The organism is Chitinophagales bacterium, assembly GCA_017303835.1.
Lineage (GTDB): Bacteria > Bacteroidota > Bacteroidia > Chitinophagales > Chitinophagaceae > JAFLBI01.
Map to the genome: position 1 here is coordinate 2,535,451 of JAFLBI010000001.1, position 23,438 is coordinate 2,558,888.

General features: G+C 41.7%; 17 protein-coding genes. 8 read left to right on the forward strand and 9 right to left on the reverse strand.

The features are described from left to right. Window position 1: 1 nt before the first annotated feature. From J0L83_11475 to J0L83_11490, 4 genes are all read right to left on the reverse strand, one after another. Window positions 2-3,166 (reverse strand): efflux RND transporter permease subunit, encoded by a 3,165-nt coding sequence (locus tag J0L83_11475; protein MBN8665189.1) that lies wholly within the window; start codon window positions 3,164-3,166, stop codon window positions 2-4. 6 nt (window positions 3,167-3,172) lie between these two features. Beyond that, window positions 3,173-4,306, reverse strand: coding sequence for an efflux RND transporter periplasmic adaptor subunit (locus J0L83_11480; GenBank protein ID MBN8665190.1), 1,134 nt, complete (start codon window positions 4,304-4,306; stop codon window positions 3,173-3,175). Window positions 4,307-4,377: 71 nt separating this feature from the next. Next, window positions 4,378-4,725, reverse strand: coding sequence for a hypothetical protein (locus J0L83_11485; GenBank protein MBN8665191.1), 348 nt, complete (start codon window positions 4,723-4,725; stop codon window positions 4,378-4,380). A gap of 133 nt (window positions 4,726-4,858) precedes the next feature. Next, complete coding sequence (locus tag J0L83_11490; GenBank protein ID MBN8665192.1) at window positions 4,859-5,566, reverse strand: hypothetical protein; 708 nt, start codon at window positions 5,564-5,566, stop codon at window positions 4,859-4,861. A gap of 215 nt (window positions 5,567-5,781) precedes the next feature. On the opposite strand from J0L83_11490, the gene J0L83_11495 reads away from it, so the two are divergent. Both J0L83_11495 and J0L83_11500 read left to right on the forward strand, forming a co-directional pair. After that, entirely contained in the window at window positions 5,782-7,089 is a 1,308-nt protein-coding gene (locus J0L83_11495) for an alpha-L-fucosidase (protein MBN8665193.1), read from the forward strand. Window positions 7,090-7,156: 67 nt separating this feature from the next. Then, window positions 7,157-8,530 (forward strand): aminotransferase class V-fold PLP-dependent enzyme, encoded by a 1,374-nt coding sequence (locus J0L83_11500; protein ID MBN8665194.1) that lies wholly within the window; start codon window positions 7,157-7,159, stop codon window positions 8,528-8,530. Window positions 8,531-8,550: 20 nt separating this feature from the next. On the opposite strand, the gene J0L83_11505 is transcribed toward J0L83_11500, so the two are convergent. Then, complete coding sequence (locus J0L83_11505; protein ID MBN8665195.1) at window positions 8,551-9,276, reverse strand: DUF547 domain-containing protein; 726 nt, start codon at window positions 9,274-9,276, stop codon at window positions 8,551-8,553. Window positions 9,277-9,370: 94 nt separating this feature from the next. Here J0L83_11505 and J0L83_11510 point away from each other — a divergent pair, with 94 nt between their 5' ends. Then, on the forward strand, window positions 9,371-10,951 hold the full coding sequence (locus tag J0L83_11510; protein MBN8665196.1) for an amidohydrolase family protein: 1,581 nt from the start codon (window positions 9,371-9,373) through the stop codon (window positions 10,949-10,951). Window positions 10,952-11,570: 619 nt separating this feature from the next. On the opposite strand, the gene J0L83_11515 is transcribed toward J0L83_11510, so the two are convergent. Next, a complete protein-coding gene (locus J0L83_11515; protein MBN8665197.1) occupies window positions 11,571-12,083 on the reverse strand; it encodes a DUF2807 domain-containing protein in 513 nt (170 codons plus the stop codon). Window positions 12,084-12,341: 258 nt separating this feature from the next. Here J0L83_11515 and J0L83_11520 point away from each other — a divergent pair, with 258 nt between their 5' ends. From J0L83_11520 to J0L83_11535, 4 genes are all read left to right on the forward strand, one after another. Next, window positions 12,342-15,389, forward strand: a complete 3,048-nt coding sequence (locus tag J0L83_11520; GenBank protein ID MBN8665198.1) for a hypothetical protein — start codon at window positions 12,342-12,344, stop codon at window positions 15,387-15,389. A 69-nt stretch (window positions 15,390-15,458) separates the two neighbouring features. After that, the gene (locus J0L83_11525) at window positions 15,459-16,091 is read left to right on the forward strand and encodes a response regulator transcription factor (GenBank protein ID MBN8665199.1); all 633 of its coding nucleotides are present in this window, start codon (window positions 15,459-15,461) and stop codon (window positions 16,089-16,091) included. Window positions 16,092-16,096: 5 nt separating this feature from the next. Continuing rightward, window positions 16,097-17,209, forward strand: coding sequence for an acyltransferase family protein (locus J0L83_11530; protein ID MBN8665200.1), 1,113 nt, complete (start codon window positions 16,097-16,099; stop codon window positions 17,207-17,209). Between the two features lie 223 nt (window positions 17,210-17,432). Further along, window positions 17,433-17,579, forward strand: a complete 147-nt coding sequence (locus tag J0L83_11535; protein MBN8665201.1) for a hypothetical protein — start codon at window positions 17,433-17,435, stop codon at window positions 17,577-17,579. Here the strand turns inward: J0L83_11535 and J0L83_11540 are convergent, their stop codons facing one another. The 3 genes from J0L83_11540 to J0L83_11550 form a co-directional block, all read right to left on the reverse strand. Next, window positions 17,580-18,653 carry a ketoacyl-ACP synthase III gene (locus tag J0L83_11540; GenBank protein ID MBN8665202.1) on the reverse strand — a complete coding sequence of 358 codons (1,074 nt, stop codon included), beginning with the start codon at window positions 18,651-18,653 and terminating at the stop codon, window positions 17,580-17,582. A gap of 98 nt (window positions 18,654-18,751) precedes the next feature. Continuing rightward, entirely contained in the window at window positions 18,752-19,834 is a 1,083-nt protein-coding gene (locus tag J0L83_11545; GenBank protein MBN8665203.1) for an NTP transferase domain-containing protein, read from the reverse strand. Between the two features lie 59 nt (window positions 19,835-19,893). Next, complete coding sequence (locus J0L83_11550) at window positions 19,894-20,853, reverse strand: KpsF/GutQ family sugar-phosphate isomerase (protein MBN8665204.1); 960 nt, start codon at window positions 20,851-20,853, stop codon at window positions 19,894-19,896. Between the two features lie 238 nt (window positions 20,854-21,091). Here J0L83_11550 and recQ point away from each other — a divergent pair, with 238 nt between their 5' ends. Further along, on the forward strand, window positions 21,092-23,392 hold the full coding sequence (gene recQ, locus J0L83_11555) for a DNA helicase RecQ (GenBank protein ID MBN8665205.1): 2,301 nt from the start codon (window positions 21,092-21,094) through the stop codon (window positions 23,390-23,392). The last annotated feature ends 46 nt before the right edge of the window (window positions 23,393-23,438 follow it).

A 23,438-nucleotide genomic window follows, 5' to 3' on the forward strand; every position in this document is an offset into this window, starting at 1 on the left:
CTTAAATTGTTTCTGTAAATGGTTTCTCTTCCTTTCTGTTTGGTTTTCTCCATTTGTCTGATATGCTGGCAAACACTACGTATAATCCAGGTATCAGGATAACACCGAAGATGGTGCCGAACAACATACCACCAGCTGCTGCTGCACCAATCGTTTTGTTACCGATTGCACCCGCACCGCTGGCTAGCAATAATGGAATCAAGCCGGCAATAAAGGCGAATGAAGTCATCAGGATTGGACGTAGACGAATTGCCGCACCTTCAACTGCAGCTTTAAACGGCGTCATACCTTCTCTGTGTTTCATCGCTGCAAACTCAATGATCAGGATGGCATTCTTACCAAGAATACCAATCAACATAATCATCGCAATCTGCGCATAGATATTGTTCTCCAAGCCCATTGCCATCAGCAAAAAGAATGCGCCAAATACACCTGTTGGTAGTGAGAGAATTACCGGCATCGGTAAAAGGAAGTTTTCATACTGTGCTGCTAAGAGTAAATACACGAAAAGCAGACAGATGATGAAAATGTATACAGCTTGGTTACCTGCATTGGCCTGATCTCTGGAAGAGCCCGCCCAGTCATATCCAAATCCCTTGGGTAGTTTCTGTGCAGCAATTTCTTTAATAGCTGCAATGGCTTGTCCGCTACTATATCCTGTTTCCGGTGCTCCATTGATCATGGCCGACAAATACATATTGTATCTGGTCACCTGTTCTGGCCCGTACACTTTTTCAACACGCATAAAAGATGAGTAAGGAACCATTTCACCCTGATCGTTTTTGATATAGAGTTTCATCAAATCATCCGGATGTGCACGGTAATTAGGCAGTGATTGCACCATCACGCGGTAGAGCTGACCAAAGCGAATGAAGTTCGTGGCATATTCACTACCAATCAAGGTTTGCAAGGTGCTCATCGCATTATCTGCTGTCACTCCTTTCTGTGCGGCTTTGTCTCCATCAATATGTAATAAGAACTGAGGAAAGCCTGCGTTGAATGTGGTGAATGTGTTTCTGATCTCCGGTCTTTCATTCAATGCTGCGGTAAACTCCTTTGCTACTTTTTGTAATTGCTGCAGGTTACCACTACCGGTTTTGTCTAGAAGCCTTAATTCAAAACCGCTGGAATTACCATAGCCTGGTACAGGCGGTGGTGTAAAAAATTCGATCTTGGCATCTTTGATATGTTTGGTCTTGTCTATTAGTGAATCAATCAGCTGTTTATCTGTTGCGTTACGCTGATCCCACTTCTTCAAGCTAATCAAGTTCATACCATATACAGCACCAGTACCTTCCGATAATACACTATAACCGGCAAGCGATGAAACACCTTGCACAGAAGATAAGCCAGCTGCAATGCGTTGCACCTCATCTACTACTTTTTCTGTTCTAGCCAGAGTAGCACCAGTTTGTGTGGTAATATTGGCATAAATAGCACCCTGATCTTCTTCAGGAATAAAGCCGGTTGCAACAAAACGGGTTAACAAGCCTGTACCGAAGCAAAATCCAAGTAAGGCAATAAATGTAACCAGCCTTCTGTTAGCAATTACGCTAATGAGTTGTTTGTACTTATCAGAGAGACCTTCATACCAGCGGTTAAAGCCACTGAAAAATCTTTGTAAGAAAGATTCCTTCAAACCATGTTTATGACCCTGATGGGTGTTCTTCATAAAAAGCATACACAATGCCGGTGTTAATGTCAATGCGGTTACACCTGAAAGCACAATTGATACAGCCATCGTGAGTGAAAACTGGCGATAGAAGATACCAGTTGGTCCGTCTAAGAATGCTACCGGAATAAATACAGCCGACATAACCAAAGTGATGGCGATAATCGCACCACTGATTTCATGCATAGCTTGTTCGGTTGCTTTTTTAGGACCGATACCGGAGTGTTCCATTTTTGCGTGTACTGCTTCTACTACTACAATGGCGTTATCAACCACAATACCAATAGCCAATACCAGTGCGAACAAAGTGATGAGGTTGAGCGAAAAGCCCATCAATTGCATAAAGAAGAATGTACCAATGAGTGAAACAGGTACAGCTAAAACGGGGATAATGGTGGAACGGAAATCCTGAAGGAAAATGAAAACAACCAATGCTACCAGAATAAATGCTTCAACCAATGTCTTAATAACTTCATCAATAGAAGCATCCAAAAAAGCAGATACATCATAGCTGATGGTATAATCCACGCCAGGAGGGAATGATGCCTGCTTAATCTCCTGCATACGCAATTTGATATTCTCAATTACCTTTTTGGCATTGGTTCCAGGGCGCTGTTTAAGTAGAATGGCGGCAGATGGTCTGCCATTTTCTTTAGAGATTACATCGTAATCCTGAGAATCAAAATCTACTTCAGCAATATCCTTCAAGCGCAGCAATTCACCGCTAACAGTACTTTTTAAAACAATATTCTCATAGGCTTCTTTTGTATTGAACTTGCCTGTGTATTTCAATACATATTGGAGTGATTGTGGTATTCTGCCTGAGCCTTCTCCAATCTTTCCGGGTGCAGCTTCTACGTTTTGTGCACGTAAAGTGCTGATCACTTCATTGGCAGAGATATTGTACATCAGCATGCGATCAGGCTTTAGCCAGATACGCATGGCATATTCTCTGGAACCAAGGATATCGGCAAAGCCCACACCTTCAATACGCTTCAGTTCGGGAAGAATATTGATGTCGGTATAGTTATACAGGAATTTTTCATCCAGCTGCGGATTGTCTGCAAAAATGTTGAGGTACATCAGCATGCTGTTCTGCACCTTTTCTACAATCACGCCTGCTTTGATAACTTCTTCTGGAAGTTCGTTCACAACTGCTGCAACACGGTTTTGAACGTTTACAGATGCAATCTCTGGGTCGGTACCTGCCTTAAATACAATTTGTATTACACTGCTTCCATCATTACCAGAAACAGATGACATATAAGCCATACCTGGAACGCCATTGATGGCTCTTTCAAGTGGGGTTACAACTGCTTTTACACAAGCTTCCGCGTTAGCGCCGGTATAGCGTGTGGTTACGGTTACTTCAGGTGGTGCAATATCAGGATACTGTGTTACTGGCAATTGCGTCATAGCCAGTAAACCCAGCAAGGTGATGATTACCGATATAACGATGGATAGAACGGGTCGGTGTATAAATTTATCTGTCATGTACGCTTATTTGTTTGTTGCCAGGCCTTCAGCAATGCTATTCTTAATAATCTCTGGTTGAATGCGGTCTCCGTTTCTAAGGTTTTCGGCTCCTTCCAACAGAATGTATTCATTGGCATTAATGCCACTCTTGAGGATGAAATAGTCTGTGATACGCATAGCAGGCTTGATGAGACGCTGCTGCAATTGATTATTCTTATCTAATACATATACAAACAGCTTATCCTGAATTTCAAAAGTTGACTTCTGCGGTATCAACAGTGCATTCTTGACTGTATTGGTGATTACGATTTTACCATTGGCCCCGTGTTTTAAAATATTACCAGGGTTGGTAAACCTTGCACGAAATGCAATATTGCCTGTGGCTTTATCAAACTCGCTCTCTGATACTTCTACGCGACCAGGATGACCATATAAGGTATTATTGGCCAGCATCAGGTTTACACGGTTATTATCTAAATCTTTTTTGCTGCTGATCAGGTTCAAGTAATCTGATTCTGCCACATGGAAATAAGCATATACTTCTCTATTATCAGATAGTGTAGTTAACAAAGCGTCTTCTTCAACCAAGCTTCCTTTTTTATTGGGGATTCTGTTGATATAGCCACTGAACGGCGCTTTAACATCAGTGTAGGAGATGTGTAATTCTGCTAAAGCAATGGCTGATCTTGCTTCGTCAATCTTTGCCTGAATCATTTCCTGCTTGGCTTTTAGCATTTCCAACTCAGATTTGGAAACGATTCCCTTATCCACCAGTAATTGGGTATTCTTGATTTCTACACCTGCGTATTTGTATTCTGCCTGTGCGCTTTTTAACTGCGACTTAGCTTTCAGTAACTCTTCCTGAAAAATTCTGCTACTTAACTTGAAAAGAATTTGTCCCTCTTTTACATAGCTACCTTCATCAACCAATATTTGTTGAATATAGCCACGTACTCTCGAGCGGATTTCAATATTCTGTACGGATTGAATTTCTGCTACATATTCAGTTTGATAAGTAGTATCGGTAACAAATGGTTGTGTAACCTTGTGTTTACCGGCACTGTTCTCTGTGTTTGTGGTTTTTTGCTTACAGGCTACTACGGTCATCAATCCTGTATATAACAGGGTTTTCCAGATAACATTGGGGATCTTGCTCATATGTTTCACGTATAAATAAATAAGTAATACAGCGCAATAGCGCTGATAAAAAAAAATCAATAAAGCAAAGCTTAGGCCTTAGGAGGAGGTGCTAACACGTCTTCTGACTGAGACGGGAAAAATTGACAATCGCGGTAATAACGGATATCATGCGATTGCAGATACATAGGTTGAACAACCCAGATTGCTTGTGCATGGTAAATGAAATTACCAGACTCTTCGGTGTTGCCGGAAGATTCTTGTTCCTGATCTTCACCTGGGTATTGATCCAGTGGCATATCATTGTCTGCATCATTGCAGTTCATGGCATGCAGTTCTGTTTGTGACTGCTGTTGGCCCGCAGCAATAGATAGCTGGGGAATCAGCAGTGAACAGCTCATGTGCAGCACAAGAAATAATATGCCCGTCAGGGTTTTCATGCGCCGCGAAAATAGAGAAAACAAATGTTGCTACATCTATTGTTGGATGAATGGCAGTTTTTCAGCCTAGCTTCTTAACAAATCTGTAACGGATTTAAGCGCTGAAACGATGAAATAAAAATTTACTGGCTTATTAATTATCAAATGCATCCCAACTGAGTAGGTTGATTTCCAGTACCAAACCCTGTGGTTTAGGGCTATTGATATTGGGTATCTGCCATCCTGCGCAGAGTTGTATTCTTTTGTTTAAGTTATACATAGCGCCAAGTACCGCAACAGATGTTTCATTATCGCCACTGATCCAATCGCCCATCAGATACCAACGATCATTCAGTTGTATTTCATATCCGGCAATGATCCCATAAAGCCTGCCATCACCTACAAAAAACTCATTCGTGGCATACAAACCAGATACGAGTTTAATACCCTTATGGTGATAGGTTGCCAGTCCATACGTAAAATGATTCAAGGTCTTATTCCTTAATTGATTGCTCAAGTTTATGCCCATTTGCGTTCCGACATTCATTGACCAATGTTTGTTGAGATGAAATTGCTTTTGTGCTGTACCCATCAGAATGGGGTAAAGTGCACCCTTACCGGGATTATCATTGTGCAGTACACGCCACTGCGGTCCGTAAAAAAATCCCTTGCCAACTAGATTGGCGCCAATTTCCCATCCTTTCCCAAGTCCATAGACAAAATGTCCCTTTGATTCCAGTTTGTTACTATACACATTGAACTGGTTCTGATAGAATATTTTTCCTTTCTGTGTAATATCTCCTGAAGGGATGTTGAAGAGGTTCTGCTGTGCATGAACCAATTGGCCAATCATAACTAACAAAGCAAGCAGAAAAAAATTTCGGGGGGATTGTTTTCGATGCATCATCATCATTGTTTGGAGCGCAAAACTATTTCGCAGCAACATGCGATGTAAAAGTGGTTTATAGCGTGTAACTAAAAGAAAATCAATTGTATGTGAGTTGATTCAGCAAAAACTATTAATACACCTTAACAAGCTGACTGCAATCAATTAAATTGAACAAAGAATTAACCACCATGAAACAATTGCTTACATTATTCTTCTTAATTGTTGGCGCTGTTGCTACAGCACAGCAGTATCAACCAAGTACCACTCAGCTTGCATCGCGTACTTTTTTTCAAGACAATAAGTTTGGTTTATTCATTCACTGGGGTGCATCCAGTGTATTGGGTGACGGCGAATGGGTCATGGAAAATAAAGGTATTCCTTTTCGCGACTATCAAAAGCTGCAGCATATTTTCAATCCGGCTCAGTTTAATGCAGATGCATGGGTACGCATGGCCAAGCAAGCCGGTATGAAATACATCGTATTCATCACACGCCATCATGATGGATTTTCAAACTGGGACACGAAGTTTTCTGATTGGAAGATTACCAATACACCTTATCAAAAAGATGTGCTGAAGCAATTGGCTGCAGCATGCAAACAGCATGGTATACAACTGGGTTTGTATTATTCTACATTGGATTGGTCGCGTAATGATTATCCTTATGAAACAGGCAGAACAGGGCAAAAAGCAGGCAGAACTGAAAAGAGTAATTATGATAGTTATCTGCAATTCATGAAAAATCAATTGACTGAACTATTGAGCAATTATGGACCCATCTCCTGTATCTGGTTAGATGGGCATTGGGATCAAACCAATCCTGAGGGTGCTGCCGATAGAAGCTCCCGTATTAACTGGAAATACGATGAATTGTATGGATTGATTCATCGCCTGCAGCCACAATGTATGATTGGGAATAATCATCACCTTGATCCAATACCAGGCGAAGACTTTCAAATGTTTGAACAGGACTTGCCCGGAGAAAATAAAGCCGGGTTAAATTATCAATCTGCATCTGCGCTGCCGCTGGAATCTTGTATCACGATGAATGATCCTTGGGGCTTTCGTATTACAGACAGAAATTATAAATCTGTTCAGCAGATTATTCATACCCTGGTTGGTGCAGCAGGCAGAAACAGCAATCTCTTACTCAATGTAGGCCCCATGCCCAATGGTGTTGTACAACAGGAGTTTCAGGATACTTTAAAAGCAGTTGGCGCATGGATGCAACAGTATGGACAAAGTATTTATGGTACACGCGGCGGCCCGGTAAAACCTCAACCATGGGTAGTGAGTACTGAGAATGGTAAAACAGTATTTATACATGTATTACAAAAACCAGCAGCTGACTTATTGATTCCGGGCAACTATAGCAGTGTAACCAGTTTTGATGGAAAGCCAATAGCTTTTGAGCAAACAGGCAATGGTATCCGAATTAGTCAGCAGCATATTCCAGTGCTTGTACCAGTTAGTATTCTGGTTATAACAAAAAAATAGGCCATTGTGCTTTAAGTCATAGTTGTATAAAAGGGAAAGCCCTATTTTCCCGCTCACAATGATTGCTATGTCTTATGCTGATTTCTTAAGCAGTTACCCTGATTATGCTGCTACCACAAATATTGATGCTATCCGTGCTAAAGAATATTCTTTACTGGATACACAAGACCAAGTGTACTTGGATTATACCGGTGCCAATCTATTTGCGCAAGCGCAGGTAAAAGCACACATGGATGTATTGCAGGCACATGTATTTGGTAATCCGCATTCTACCAATCCTACTTCTTTACAAGCAACGCAGCTGGTTGAAACAACACGCAGGGCAGTGTTGGACTATTTCCACGCATCAAAAGATTATTACTGTGTGTTTACATCCAACGCAACACAGTCGCTTAAAATCATTGGTGAATCTTATCCCTTCGATCATCATGCACATTTTTTGCTCTTGTTCGATAACCACAATTCAGTTAACGGTATTCGTGAATATGCGAGAAGGCATGGCGCTACATTTGAATATGCACCTGTGTACATGGAGGATTTACGGATTGATGAAAAAGTATTACAACAAAAACTACAAGCGCATCCACACAAGAAGCACAAGCTATTTGCATTTCCTGCACAATCCAATGTCTCAGGCGTAAAGCATGATTTGGGCTGGATTGCTAAAGCCAAACAACAAGGCTGGGATGTATTACTGGATGCAGCAGCTTATGTGCCCTCCAGCGAATTGGATCTAAGTATGGTACAACCAGATTATGTGAGCCTTTCTTTTTATAAAATGTTTGGATATCCAACGGGCATAGGTGCATTGCTGATTAAGAAAACAGCTTTTGAAAAATTAGACAAACCCTGGTTTGCTGGTGGAACAGTGTCTTATGTGTCTGTTACCGTGCCTGAATTTTTCTTGGTAGATAATCAAGAAAGGTTTGAAGAAGGCACGGTGAATTTTCTCTCTATCCCTGCTGTTAAAATTGGGTTAGACTGGATGCAAGAGCTGAACATGCAGCAAGTAAGAACCAGATTGCATGCATTAACAGATTACCTGATTCAATCACTGCTCTCGCTGAAACACCAAACGGGACAACCATTGATTCATGTGTTCGGTCCGCACAATATGGAAGCGCGTGGTTATACCATCATCATCAATTTCTTTGGTGCCAAAGGAGAAAAGCTGGATGTGTCAACCATTGAGCAGGCAGCTAATCATCAGCGTATATCGATACGTATGGGTTGTTTCTGTAATCCAGGTATTGATGAGATTAACAATTGCATTACCTCAGAAGAATTGTCTTTGTTTTATTCTTCTAGAACAGATACGCATTATGATAAAGTGCATTTCTTGGGTAAGATGCGCGGTGCTATACGGGTATCACTGGGCTTGATGAGCAATTATGCAGACTGCGAAAAGTTTATTGCTTTTTGCCGACAGTTTTTACAGTGATGCTTTTAATGCACAGCTAATTATTCTTGAAAATACAATAGCTGTCTTGTCCAGTCATAAGGTGCAAACTTTAGTCGGTAACCACTTAGGTCTTTGCCAGTGATTGTAGAAAGCAATTCCAGTACTTTTTTTCGGCCACCAAAATCGCCGATAAACCATTGAATGATCTTTGTGGTAGTTACGGTTCTGGAAGCGTCATCAATGACAGTTTCCTGTTGTAGGAAAACTTTTGTAGCCAATACCAGCTGTTGGTCAATTTTTTCTGGAGTGTAAAAAGCAATGGCCGGACAACTTTTCGCACCACAATTCAGCGCAAAATGTATGCGATAATCAATGCTTGCAACAGCAGATTGCCGGATATGCTTTGGTGTAAACAGACTTGGAAAATAACCGAGACTGTACTTCCATCGATACTTACGGAGAATACCATGCTCAATCTGATCTAGCGAATAGAGCCTCCCTGCAATCTGAATTTGCTTCATGCGGAAGATCTTTTTTCCTGCCTTTGGATACTGAACAGCTAATAACTGATACCAAGCGTTGTACATATTCAGCCAGAAAGTTTTTTTCGAGGCATCGTCCTTGAGTGACTGCTGTAAAGTATCTGGGTTGAGTTGCGCAATTTGCAATACCAATGATTCGGCAGGCTTGTTGGTCTTTACTGCATACAATAATTGGGCGCTGATTGTTTGTGCCAGACTATCGTTTTGATGTGTGGGTGTTGCAGTTGTCAGTAGTATACTCATCAACCAGTGAATCATAATGTAAACTAAGAAACAGCAGGTTTAGCAGATTGTTTATTCTGTTCAGTTTTGTACATTCAGGCTCAAAACAACCAACATGCGTACACTGCTTAGCTGTATCACAGCATTGTTATTGCCTATTTTTTTATTTGCGCAGATTCCTTCATCTCCTGAGCGAAAAGAAGGAGAAGGCCCTTATACGCAATTGATTCTCCGTGGTGCTACTTTAATCAATGGTACGGGTGCGCCGGCTTTTGGTCCGGTAGATATTGTTGTTGAGGGCAATCGTATTGTGCAGATCAGCTCAGTGGGCAATCCAGGTGCGCCAATCAATCCCAATAGAAGACCTGCACTAAAAGCAGGCGGTAAAGAAATCAACTGCGAAGGCAAGTTTGTATTGCCCGGATTGATTGATATGCATGGTCATATTGGTGGAACAGAGCAAGGCACGCCTGCAGAGTACGTATTCAAACTTTGGATGGCACATGGTATTACTACGATTCGTGATCCATCTTGTGGTAATGGGTTGGAATGGGTATTAGAACACAAGCGGAAAAGCGCTGCTAATCAGATTACAGCACCGCGTATCTATGCCTATACAGCCTTTGGTCAAGGAAGTAAAAGTGCTATTGCTAACGCCGAACAAGCACGTGCCTGGGTGAATGACAATGCGAAAAAAGGTGCAGACGGGATTAAGTTTTTTGGTGCTTCTCCTGAAGTGATGGATGCAGCTTTGCGCGAAAACAAAAAGCTGGGCTTACGTTCTGCTTGCCACCACGCACAATTAGATGTAGCCAGATGGAATGTGCTGAATTCGGCTAAAGCCGGACTCACTTCTATGGAGCATTGGTATGGATTACCTGAAGCATTGTTTACAGATAAAACCATTCAGCAATATCCTGCAGGCTATAATTATAACAATGAGCAAAATAGATTTGAAGAAGCGGGTAAGCTTTGGAAGCAGGCAGCTGCGCCTTATAGCGAGCATTGGAATAAAGTAATGAATGAGTTGATCAATCTGGACTTTACACTTGACCCTACTTTCAATATTTACGATGCCAACCGCGATCTGATGCGTGCCCGAAGAGCAGAGTGGCACGAAGACTATACCCTGCCTTCTTTGTGGAAGTTTTATGCGCCTAGCAGAACATCACATGGTTCTTACTGGCATAGTTGGGGTACAGAACAAGAAGTAGAATGGAAAAAGAATTATCAGCTGTGGATGACCTTCATCAATGAGTATAAAAACAGAGGTGGCCGTGTTACAGCAGGTTCAGATAATGGTTTTATTTATCAGCTCTACGGGTTTGGTTATATCCGTGAATTGGAATTGCTGCGTGAAGCAGGCTTTCATCCTCTCGAAGTAATTCGCTCTGCTACCTTATATGGTGCACAAGCTTTGGGCGCTGAAAAAGAATTGGGTTCTGTTGAAGTGGGTAAGCTGGCTGATCTGGTGATTGTGGAAGCAAACCCTTTACAGAATCTGCAAACCCTGTATGGTACAGGTGCTATTGAATTGGCTGCAGACAATAGTGTTGTCCGCAGAGGTGGTGTTCAGTACACCATTAAAGATGGTATTGTTTATGATGCCAAGAAATTATTGGCAGATGTGAAAGCCCTGGTAGATGCTGAAAAGAAAAAGCAAAACTGGCAATTGAAGCAACCCGGAATGAAGTAGGTCTAAAAAAAGGCAAGGTCCCGGGGGTGGGACCTATTGGGGGACATTGTTAAACATAACAATGGTTATTTGAAATTACTGAAAATCAAAAAATCCCGCCTTGTTTTGGCGGGATTTTTTTACAGAAGGTGGTGGATATTGCATCCACGGTCGTTTGTTTTCAGCAGATAACTCAGAATCGTGAGTTGGTCTGAAATACAGTAGATGATGTTTTTCATACGTTGCTTTTGCTCTTTAAACCGGGTATCCGGCTGTATATATGACCAATATTGATACCAAAAAGTTGCCTTTAGCAGAAAAAAAAATGCTAAAAAAACCAGAACAGGATTCCGGTTTTTAGATATATCGAGTGAGAATTGTCGGGTTACTTTTTGACCGAAAGCACAGCGATGATCAGTGCGCTCGTGATGTATTTACCTTTCATATTGAATGAGTTGTATTTGATGAATTTGTTGACAGTGCAAATATCTATCAAGGCGCAAGGGGGTGCAATCGCATGATTGGGTGAATTCAACAGCAGATACCGGCATTAAAGCAGTTTTTGTGAAAGATGAATCACATATTCAGGGCAAAAAAATCCCCGCCATTTGGCGGGGATCATCGGTTGCTTCATGAAATACTAATTGTTTCTTACATAAACAGCCCCAATAGCATTGGTGACCTCCATATCGGTATCAGGTGTTCTTTTCAGCTCAATAGCACCCCTATTCTGGATAGTTACCTTGCAATCGCCATTAATGGTTACACTGATACCGGGTGATTGCAGGTAACCGATTGAGTGAACTGCAGAGGCGCCATTAACAACCAGCTGTCTTAGTTTATTGACAGCGAGTGTAATCTTCACTTTGTCTTTTAATGAATGCGCGTTGCTGCTCAAATACAAAACACCTTCTTTGATTTTCCAGTTTACATCCTGATGTGTATTACCCTTAGCCAGTATGCTCATGTCTTTGGCACTGGATTCAACAAGGGCCAGATCAATATCATCGTCAACTACGATTTTATAATAATCTGAACCAATTTTTACCTCTTTTGCTACTGAGGCGTTTTCTTTTTTTGAATCGCCGAGCGGACTGGCAATCACCGCTCCGGAAAACAGCACAGCTGCTACACCTACCATTATTCTTTTCATAGTTCTTTGTTTTTTGCCACAGGGTGGCGGTGATGAATGATTTACGATTCAAATGTCATCATGATTAAAGGGCAGAACAACCGCACAACTGTGTGAAAATGGGCAATAAGTAATTTTGCTGTATTAGCCGGAGAGCCTTACTGTTATTGATAAACTTGGTTTGAAAATTTCAGGTTGGAAACTTAGGTACCACATAAAGATGTGGTTTTAGCTTTGAGGTGCAGGTTGCTCCAAATAAGCTTATTAGATTTGTTCTGCATGAGAATATTCCTCACCATCATTACCTGCTGGGTTGTTCTGCCAGTTTTTGGGCAGAAGAGTTATACCTACCAGCGCATAGGTAAAGACGATGGTTTGGGGCTTGCATCAGATGTGGTTTTTGCTACGTATCAGGATGCCCGTGGTTTTATTTGGGTTGGTACGGCCAATGGATTACAGAGATTTGATGGCAATAAGTTTATCAGTTTTGGAACAACTTCAAGCAGTCAGCATGAACTGCCTATTGGAGACCTTACACAGATTGTTCCTTTCAGGGATGGCCGTTTAATCTTGTTTTTTAGTGCGCGCAGAGAATTTGGCATTTTTGATCCAGTACACTTACGGTATGAACGTATTGGTGTACATGCCAAGGGCGAATTGCCGGTACGTGCTGCTTATCGAATGATGCCTGCTGCAAACGGCAGCATGTATTTATTCATCACGAAATATGGGGTTCTCAGTTTTGATGAAAAGCGAAATGCATTCATTGATAATAATCCCTTTCAATTACCAGCAGGCTGGACGCCCACTATTTCAGCTTATGAAGACACACTGAAAAAGCAATGGTGGATTCCTTGTCCTGATAGCGGACTTGTCTTATTCGATATCCCTACAAAGCGAGCATATAATTCTAGGCAGCATGCAGCCAAACATCCAGTACTGGCTATTCGTGAAATAAACCCGGGCTTATCAGAATTGGCAATTGATCAGAAGCGTAGATTCTGGTTGTTCTCGTGGCAGAAAAAGCACGAAAGAAGGTGTTACGATGAACAGGGTCGTCCTTTAAAAGATACATTTGGTCTTGCTGAAAACAGGGGTTATCAGGAAATGCGCTATATCACAGAAACCAAGCGCGGTGTAATCTGGATGTATGGTGCAAATGCCCTGTATGTATTGGATGCTTTTACCAACAAGTTTGTATTTACACATGCGGAAACATCCAATAACCAGATCCAATACGCCTATGTACATCAGGTAATGCAGGATAAAGATGGCGGTGTATGGATCAGTACGGATAACGGATTGTACTATACGCTGGAGACCAATAGCTCAATGGACGTGGTGAATTTTATTTTTAAACCACGATCAAGTAACGAGCCATACGAGTTTACAGATATTCTTGAGCTTAAAACCGGACAGTATTGGTTGAGTACATGGGGTAAGGGTGTACAAACACTCACCAATCGTTTTCAGCAATATGAGGCAAATATTTACAAAGCGATGCCGGCTTTGGATCCAGTGAGTGTGATTCAGTATCGACAAACCTGGACACTCTATCAGCATACGGATGGAAAAATATGGATTGGCTGTCAGGGGGGTAGATACATGGTTTATGATCCAGCAACACAAAAAACATCGTTTCAAGTTTGTGCTGTTGCGGATAATGCAACCATCCGATATATCACCTGTGATCAACAAGGAAATATCTGGATGGGTACACAGCGCGGACATATTATTAAGTATGATGGTAAGTCATTCAGTCTGCAGCAACAGTTCAAAAGTATTATCCGGAAAATTTTGATTGATAAGCAAGGTGCTATCTGGGTGAATACAGAGCAGGAAGGTTTGTATGAGCTATCGCCCAATGGATCCAAAGTGGTGCGTTATTTCAATACACAATCACCCTACGGTAAATTGTTTCAGGATATTTCTACGGATATGGATGAGCTAAACGATAGTGTTTTAGTGTATGCTGCTGGTCCATTGAACTTTATCAATAAGCGTACAGGAAAAGTAACTTGGTTAACAGTAGAAAATGGATTACCAAGCAATTCAGTGCTGCGCATCAGAAAAGATCATTTAGGCTATTTGTGGATCAATACCAGAAATGGTCTTTGCAGGTACAATCCTGTAAACAAACGATTTACCACCTATGGTAAGCGTGATGGCATTACTTCTGCCGGTCTTACCATTGAAGCAGATTATCTCTGTAGTGAAAACTATGTGATGTTTGCAGGCAGTAACGCTTTGTTGTTTTTCCGTCCAACCGTATTTGAAACAAAGCAGAGGCCGCCGGATGTAGTGATTACCGATATCCGCTTGTTCAACAAGTTTGTTCCGGTAGATTCTTTGGCAAGCTTACCCAGGGTTTATTTCAAGCACAATCAGAATAGCTTTGTCTTTTACTTCTCTTCTTTAAGTTATCAGCAAAAAGATAAACTCACTTACTATTATCATTTATCAGGCATTGATGCGGAATGGGTAGAAGCTGTAAACCGACAAGGGCAAGTCAATTATAATTTATTACCTCCGGGCAAGTATGTATTTAGTGTATATGCAGAAAATATCGATGGCGTAAAATCTGTGAATGTCACCAAATTCAGTTTTGAGATTAAGCCTCCGTTTTGGCTAACAAAGTGGTTTATCAGTTTTATACTATTCCTGTTTTTACTGGTCTTGTATTTTATTCACAGGCTTCGGGTAAACAAATTACTTGCGGTTGAAAAATTGCGCAACCGAGTGGCTAGAGACTTGCATGATGATATGGGTAGTACGCTCAGTACCATCAATATCCTGAGCTCGATGGCTAAGACAAAGATTGGGACGGATATTGCCAAGGCCAATGAATACATTAGTAAGATTAGCGATAATAGCCAGCGGATGATGGATGCGATGGACGATATTGTCTGGAGCATTAAGCCTTCTAACGATAGTATGGCCAAAATTGTAGCCAGGATGCGGGAGTTTGCTACCAATGTGTTGGAAGCCAAAGACATAGAAATAGATTTTCAGATAGATGATGCAGTTTATGATGTAGCGCTGAATATGGAAGCCAGAAGAGATTTTTACCTGGTATTCAAAGAAGCAATCAATAATGCGGCAAAGTATTCAGGTGCTGCAACTGTTAAGCTAATCCTCAGTGTAGAACAGCGATTGCTGCTGATGCAGGTTTGTGATGATGGTAAGGGCTTTGACCCTGCATTGGCAGATAGTGGGAATGGATTGGGTAATATGCAGAAAAGGGCCGATGCCATGCATGCTGCTTTTAAGATTAAAAGCAAACCCGGAGCAGGCACAACAGTGGAAATGCGCATCCCCACTGCATAATGCACATGTTTATGCGGTTTATGCTGGTGTGCGCATGGTGTAGTTTTGTAAATATTGAAACATTGTCATATGACTAAAGTATTGATCTACGAAGACAATCCACAGCTCAGAGAAGGGCTTACCATGTTGATTGATGGTAGTGATGGGTTTAGTGTAGTAGCTGCTTTTAAGAACTGCAATAATGTGCAGGATGAAGTGGCAGCTTTCAAACCGGATATTGTGCTGATGGATATTGATATGCCCGGCACCAATGGTATTGAGGGCCTGAAGAAAATACGCGAACAACATGCAGATGTTAAAGTACTCATGCTAACCGTCTTTGATGATAACAAAAATGTATTCGAAGCCATTCGTAGCGGTGCAAACGGATATATTCTCAAGAAAACACCGCCGGCAAGACTGCTGGAATATATTGCTGAAGCGGCCAGCGGTGGCGCACCCATGACGGCAAGTATTGCTACGCAGGTGCTGAAGATGTTTTCTAGTTTACATAATGAGAAAGGAGAAGATTATAATCTCTCAGAAAGAGAAAAACAGGTATTACAGTTTCTGGTGAATGGATACAGTTATAAAATGATTGCAGCAGAAATGTTTATTGCTATTGATACGGTTCGTTCACATATCAAGAAGATATATGAAAAGCTTCACGTGAATAGTAAAAGCGAAGCAGTAGCCAAAGCTTTCAAGGATAAAATTGTATAGCAATTATGCAAATCAGCCGCGTTCTCAGCCAGAAGTTCCGCTTTTACACTTTTGTATGTATTGTATTACTGCTATTTGTGCATGGGTATAATCTGCAGGAGACCTACCTTACACCTTTTTCTACGGTTAAGGAGCCGCTGACTTTTACTGCTTTTTTTGAATACCTGGTCTCTAATGGTTTGCTGCGCTTTAGAATTCCACTCCTCTTCATGATCTCAGGCTATATCTATGCTTTGCAGGATAACAAACCTTATTGGGAGAGAACTAGGAAGCGAGTGATGACACTTCTTGTGCCCTATCTGCTGTGGAGTGCTTTAGGTTTGTTGTTGACATTTGTACTGCAGCGAAGCACATATACCTATCAATTTGTACTGGCGGCTCAGCTTGATCAAATGAATGATAATAGACTGTATGAGCAAATTGGCTGGTGGGGCGTTATGGAGAGATGGCTCTTAGCACCTATTTCATTTCAGCTCTGGTTTATTATCGCCTTATTCATGTATAACCTCATGTATCCATTGATCAGATGGATGGTAGTAAGGTATCCATGGATTTGGATTGGCATTACTGCTTTTTTGTGGTTGAGTTATTTCAATTTTATTTTTATTGGTGGACAGGGGCTTTTCTTTTTCTCGCTGGGTGTTTATCTCCAAAAAGCAAACTTCAATATTGAACGCAAGCCCAGGTGGCTGAGTTTATACATCTGTTTTCTAGTATATGTAGCTAGTTCTGTAATTAAAAGCTTTATGGCTTTTGAACTGGATCCTGAATCAATGAACACATTTATTGCTTTGCATATGCTGCATAGTATTACCATTGTTTCAGGTATTGTTGCTATTTGGTATGGAGCAGATGTGGTGGTGAAGTGGTGTATACAGCAGCAATGGTTTATCTGGTTGTCAGGATTTGCTTTCTTTATTTATGGTTTTCATGCACCCATGATTTCATTTCTCACCCGTTGGCTGTTTTCTATATTGGATGGATTTACCTATTACAGATTACTGACTTATTTTCTGACGCCGCTTCTTGTATTAGCAATCTGTATCGGTGTTGGGCTCTTGCTTAAAAAAATCTCGCCTTCCATATTCCGTTTGCTAACAGGTGGCAGAGGACTTTGATTTTTCACATATTTATGCGATTGTGCAGGGCTATTCTAGTGGATAGATTTGTTGTGCAATTAGATTCATATAGCAGTTTGGTTAAGGTAAGAGAGGGGTTCCTGTAAGGACCTCTCTTTTTTAATGCTTTCACATATTTATGTGATTGACTGAACTGCTGTAAATAGTGAGCTTTGGTACTGCAATCATGACTACTTACCTGAAAATAGCGATTTTGATCAGCATGCTGGTACTACAGGTTCCCGCTGAACCATACCATACACCCGTGATGCCCGTTACAGATTTGGCTACCGTTCAGGAAATGCTATCAGCTTGTAGCAAGGAATCACTCAGCCCTGATGTCTTTAGTACTGCCTTGGCCGAATACTGATCAGTAGCGATAACAAACCGCATTGATGTTCATGCCGGCACCTACAGAGGCAAACATTACCACATCACCTGCGTTTAACTTGTGTTCATCCAGGATACCTCTTTTTACCAGATCAAATAAAGTAGGTACGGTAGCCACAGAACTATTGCCCAGCTTATGAATGCTCATCGGCATAATATCTGCCGGAATCTCTTTCATGCCATATAAACGGTAGAGGGCTTTGATAAAACCTTCATCCATTTTCTCATTGGCCTGGTGCAGGAAGAATTTCTTTACTTGACCAACTTCCACACCTGCTTTTTCAATACAGGCTTTCATGGCTGCAGGTACATGCTTCATAGCGTATTCATACACTTTTCTGCCCTTCATTTTAATATAACGAACACGAGGGTCAGAATCCGGGAAATTGGATTTACCCATGTACAAATAGAAGGCTTCATCAATACAATGACTCATCACACTGGAAGCCAGAATACCGGGCCCATCTTCTTCAACTTCCTTGTACTCCAGAATGGTTGCACCTGCTCCATCAGAAAAAATCATACTGTCACGATCATAAATATCAATCACACGGCTGAGTGTTTCTGTGCCAATCACCAAAGCACGCTTGGCCATGCCTGCTTTGAAAAAAGCATCAGCTTGAATCACACCTTGTATCCAACCCGGACAGCCAAATAAGATGTCATAAGCTACACAAGCAGGATTCTGGATATTCAGTTCGTGTTTTACACGTGAAGCCAATGCGGGCAGCACATCTGTTTGGATGGTATGCTTTACTACATTACCAAAATTGTGAGCAACAATGATTTGATCAATCGTTTCAGGATCAATACCTGCATCTTCAATCGCATGTTTGGCTGCAATCGTAGCCATGTCTGATGCATTGAATTCATTTCCGGCATAACGTCTTTCTTCAATACCGGTAATGTCGCGGAATTTTTCAACGATATCAGTAGGTGCTGCATGAATGCGCTCATGCGCTTCATCATAGAAATCATGTACAGTAAAGTCTCTGTTCGTCTTGATATGCGGCGGAATATAGGCTCCGCTGCCTGTGATCACTGTTCTAAGCATGTGCAGGAAATGATTGTCCCCAAATTAGTTGATGATCAGCAGATTGCAATAAAAAAGTCCTGCTTTGGCAGGACTTTTACACTAACAGTCTTTAGTTTTTACAGGTATTTATCGCCCTTGCTGCGTTTTACTTCAGCAACATATTCCTTGATGGCCTGCTCTTTCTCTTTTCTGCAGATGAGCAATACATCTTTGGTGTCAACCACAATAAAATCATCCAATCCCTGTAATACCAGTAATCTGTCCGGAGAAGAATTCACCATACAATTGCTGGCATCAATCACTATCACATTATTGCTGGCTACGGCGTTGCCGAGATAGTCTTTCTCCATATTCTCGTAAGCGCTGTTCCAGGTGCCAAGATCGCTCCAGCCAAAGGAAGATGGAATCACATACACATTATCTGCTTTCTCCATGATGGCATAGTCAATAGACACATTGGTACACAATGGATAGATGCGGTTGATAGCAGCATGCTCTTCTGCAGTATTGAAATGGCCTTTTTCGTTTTCAAATAATTCAGCCATTTCCGGCTGATACATTTCGAAAGCTTTTACCACATTCTTCACCTGCCAAACAAAAATGCCGGCATTCCAGAGAAAATCGCCACTGGCCAGGAAGGTCTTAGCAATTTCCAGACTAGGTTTTTCTGTGAAGGTTTTTACTTTGAAAATATTCTCAGCTACAGCTGCTGTATCATACTGGATATAGCCATAACCAGTATTGGGATGTGTTGGCTTGATACCCAGGGTTACGAGTGATTTGATGTGAGATACAAAATCCAATGCCTTGGTAGCAATGTTTCTGTAAGTCTCGCCATCCAGAATCATGTGATCGCTTGGTGCTACAATCAGCGCAGCTTCCGGATCTTTCTGCAGCAACTTGTATGAGATATATGCCACACAAGGGGCTGTATTTTTTCTGCTGGGTTCAGCAAGTATGTTTTCTACCGGTATATCTGGTAATTGATCTTTTACAATAGATACATACTCGTCAGAAGTAACCACATAGATGTTCTCCTTGGGAATAAAAGATGCATAACGCTCGAACGTCCATTGAATGAGGGTTTTGCCGGTATTCAGAATGTCGAGAAATTGTTTGGGATAGGCTGTGCGACTCTTAGGCCAGAAGCGGCTTCCGATACCGCCGGCCATAATGGCCACATAATGGTGTTTGTTCATTGGTGCTGTTTTGGTTTTGGATTTGGATTATATAACGTTTGGAGTGCCAAATTATGTTATTAAACGATACCTTCTTTTACTAAGTCGTGCAAATGCAATACACCCAAATACTTTCCGTCAGATGCAACCAGTAATTGTGTGATATCGTTGTTGCGCATGCGGTCCAGTGCGTCTACTGCAAGCACTTCAGGTGCAATGGTTTTGGGGTTAGGCGACATGATGCTCGCTGCAGTGATATTTTCCAGTGAATGGGTTTTTTCCAGCATGCGGCGTAAATCACCATCGGTAATAATGCCAAGGATTTGCTTATGGCTATCCACAACTGCCGTTACACCCAGTCTTTTCTCGGTAATCTCTACAATCACCGCTTTCAGTGAAGCATCAGCTGTAACCATGGGTGCAGCATTGTGCACATAAAGGTCGGCCACTCGTAAAAAGAGTCGCTTACCCAGATTGCCACCGGGGTGGAAACGGGCAAAATCGTTACCGGTAAATCCGTTCAGGTGCATGAGGCATACCGCTAACACATCGCCCATGACCATTTGCGCAGTGGTACTGCTGGTTGGGGCCAGATTATTAGGGCAAGCTTCCTGTGTAACTGTTGTATTGATCACATGATCGGCTGAAATGGCCAGATAACTGTCCACATTACCCACCATCGCAATCAAAGTATTGCCAAAATTTTTGATCAGTGGAACCAGTACTTTGATCTCTGGACTTTCTCCACTCTTGCTGATAATCAATACGATATCTTCCTTTTGCACCATGCCCAGATCGCCATGGATGGCATCTGCTGCGTGCATAAAAAGGGATGGGGTACCGGTAGAATTGAGGGTGGCTACAATCTTTTGGGCTATGATGGCACTTTTGCCAATACCGCTGATCACCAGCCTACCCTTGGCATCATGGATATGTTGCACAATGGCTTCGAAAGAAGCATCGGTAAATGATTGAAGACCAGCAACTGAGCTAGCTTCTAATTCAATGGTTTTCAGTGCGATATCTAGTATCTGACTCATGACGCTTCGCAAAGGTAAACTTTAACAATACAGCCCGCTAATTCCCTGTCAACTTTATTAACTTCGCCGTCCTTCAAAAAATTGCGGGTTTTTGCAACGAAAAACTCCGTTTTGTGTTTAGATATCCGTCAGGTCCGGCGGAGTTTCGCTCAACAAAATAGTAGCGCCTTCTTCCGGAAAATGACGTAACTTATAATAATTGTTCATGACCCCCGTAGAGGCGAAACTGATTTGATTGATGACAACGACGACGAAGAAGGCGACAACGAAAAAACCCAAAACAACCACAGTAAGAACAGCAAGAACGACAAAAGTTGTGCGTGCAGCCTTGCCTAAGAGCACTGTGGAATATGATATTTATGCTGGTTTACAGGAATATTTCGGGTTTTCTGAATTTAAAGGCAGACAGGAAGAAGCCATTCAAAGCTTGCTTTCCGGACAGGATACATTCGTGATCATGCCCACTGGTGGCGGCAAAAGCCTTTGCTACCAGCTACCAGCCATGCTGATGCCAGGCTGTGCGATCATTGTATCGCCCCTGATAGCCCTGATGAAAAACCAGGTAGATCTGGTACGCAGCTATTCCGAAAAAGATGATGTGGCGCATTTCCTGAACTCATCTCTTACAAAGAGCCAGATTAAAACTGTGAAGGAAGACCTGATTAGTGGCACAACCAAATTGTTATACGTAGCACCAGAAACATTAACCAAGCAGGAAAACTTAGAACTGTTTGCTGACCTCACCATTTCCTTCTTTGCAGTGGATGAAGCACACTGTATTTCAGAGTGGGGCCACGATTTCAGACCTGAATACCGCCGCTTGCGCGAGATGATGGATACCATCAACCCCGATATTCCGGTGATTGCTTTAACTGCAACTGCTACACCTAAAGTGCAGAGTGATATTGTGAAGAATCTGGATCTGCGTAATCCCAATATTTTCATTTCCTCTTTCAATCGTACCAATCTCTACTACGAGATTCAGCCAAAGATTAAGAAAGAGCAAACGGTGAAGAGTATTGTGAAATACATATCGCAGCATAAAGGCAAGAGCGGTATCATCTATACACTCAACAGAAAGACGACAGAAGAACTGGCAGAAGTACTGGTGGCGAATAATATCAAAGCTGTTGCTTACCACGCTGGTTTAGATCAAAAGCTGCGTGCAGAAAGACAAGATCAATTCTTGAATGAAGATGTACAGGTGATTGTGGCTACTATCGCATTCGGTATGGGCATCGATAAACCCGATATCCGCTTTGTGATTCACTACAATATCCCAAAGTCGATTGAAAATTATTATCAGGAAACCGGTCGTGCCGGACGTGATGGATTAGAAGGCAATTGTATTCTGTACTACTCGCATAAAGATGTAGCTAAGCTCGAACATTTAATGCGTGATAAGCCTTTGAGTGAAAGAGAAGTAGGTGCGCAGTTGATTAATGAAACAGTCGCTTACGCAGAGAGCAGTGTTTGTAGAAGAAAAATATTGTTGCACTATTTCGGTGAGGACTGGAATGTGCAGAATTGTGGCAACTGCGATAACTGTAAACATCCGAAAGAAAAGATTGAAGCCAAACAGGAAGTAGTGAAAGTGCTGAAAGTGGTGAAGGCTTTGGATGAAAGATTTACCACTGAATATGTGATCAATGTGGTGATGGGTAAAAACACCCCGCAGATCACCATGTTCCGTCACGAAGGCTTGCCAGAGTTTGGTATTGGTAAAGAACAAGAAAGTCATTTCTGGAATAGTCTGGTTAGACAAATGCTGCTGGAAAACCTGATCAGAAAAGATATTGAGGAATACGGCTTGCTGAAGCTGACAGATAAGGGTACTCAATTCATCAAAAAGCCTGCATCTTTCAAGATTGTGCTGAACAATTTATTTGAAGATGCGAATGAAGACGATGATGAAACAGAAAATGCTACTCAGCCTGGAGCAGCTGCAGACAATGCACTATTTGAAATGTTGAAAGAGCTGCGTCAGAAAGAAGCCAAGCGCAAGAGTCTGCCGCCGTTTGTGATCTTCCTCGAAACTTCTTTGCAGGATATGGCAACGCTTTATCCAACCACTTTGGCTGAATTGGAAAAATGCCAGGGTGTGAGTAAGGGTAAGGCTTTGAAGTATGGTAAGCCTTTTGTAGAGTTGGTGGCTAAGTATGTTGAAGAGAATGATATTGTGAAGCCGGATGATTTTGTAATGAAGAGTGTGGCCAACAAAAGCAGCAATAAGATCTACATCATTCAAAACGTTGATAAGAAGATTCCATTAGAAACCATTGCCAAAAACAAAAGTCTTCGTTTAGATGAATTGTTAGAGGAGATGGAAACTATCGCGGCAAGTGGTACCAAGTTGAATCTGGATTATGCTATTGAAGAATGGTTAGACGATAATGATCAGGAAGAAATCATTGAATACTTCAAGAGCTGTGAAACATCCTCTCTGCAAATTGCCCAGCAGGAGTTAAGCGAATTCGACTTTACCTGGGAGCAGCTGAAGATCATGCGTATTAAGTTCCTGAGTGTATATGGAAACTAAATAAAGAACCCCGCTAGACAACGGGGTTTTCTCTTCTTTGTTCTGC

Bases quoted from the DNA above. Each gene is read 5' to 3' on its own strand.
- J0L83_11480 (MBN8665190.1), bottom strand. From the start codon at position 4,306: ATGAGCAAGATCCCCAATGTTATCTGGAAAACCCTGTTATATACAGGA.
- J0L83_11510 (MBN8665196.1), top strand. From the start codon at position 9,371: ATGCGTACACTGCTTAGCTGTATCACAGCATTGTTATTGCCTATTTTT.
- J0L83_11535 (MBN8665201.1), top strand. From the start codon at position 17,433: ATGCTGGTACTACAGGTTCCCGCTGAACCATACCATACACCCGTGATG.
- J0L83_11475 (MBN8665189.1), bottom strand. From the start codon at position 3,166: ATGACAGATAAATTTATACACCGACCCGTTCTATCCATCGTTATATCG.
- J0L83_11530 (MBN8665200.1), top strand. From the start codon at position 16,097: ATGCAAATCAGCCGCGTTCTCAGCCAGAAGTTCCGCTTTTACACTTTT.
- J0L83_11515 (MBN8665197.1), bottom strand. From the start codon at position 12,083: ATGAAAAGAATAATGGTAGGTGTAGCAGCTGTGCTGTTTTCCGGAGCG.
- J0L83_11500 (MBN8665194.1), top strand. From the start codon at position 7,157: ATGTCTTATGCTGATTTCTTAAGCAGTTACCCTGATTATGCTGCTACC.
- J0L83_11520 (MBN8665198.1), top strand. From the start codon at position 12,342: ATGAGAATATTCCTCACCATCATTACCTGCTGGGTTGTTCTGCCAGTT.
- J0L83_11540 (MBN8665202.1), bottom strand. From the start codon at position 18,653: ATGCTTAGAACAGTGATCACAGGCAGCGGAGCCTATATTCCGCCGCAT.
- J0L83_11505 (MBN8665195.1), bottom strand. From the start codon at position 9,276: ATGAGTATACTACTGACAACTGCAACACCCACACATCAAAACGATAGT.
- recQ (MBN8665205.1), top strand. From the start codon at position 21,092: ATGACAACGACGACGAAGAAGGCGACAACGAAAAAACCCAAAACAACC.
- J0L83_11485 (MBN8665191.1), bottom strand. From the start codon at position 4,725: ATGAAAACCCTGACGGGCATATTATTTCTTGTGCTGCACATGAGCTGT.
- J0L83_11525 (MBN8665199.1), top strand. From the start codon at position 15,459: ATGACTAAAGTATTGATCTACGAAGACAATCCACAGCTCAGAGAAGGG.
- J0L83_11495 (MBN8665193.1), top strand. From the start codon at position 5,782: ATGAAACAATTGCTTACATTATTCTTCTTAATTGTTGGCGCTGTTGCT.
- J0L83_11550 (MBN8665204.1), bottom strand. From the start codon at position 20,853: ATGAGTCAGATACTAGATATCGCACTGAAAACCATTGAATTAGAAGCT.
- J0L83_11545 (MBN8665203.1), bottom strand. From the start codon at position 19,834: ATGAACAAACACCATTATGTGGCCATTATGGCCGGCGGTATCGGAAGC.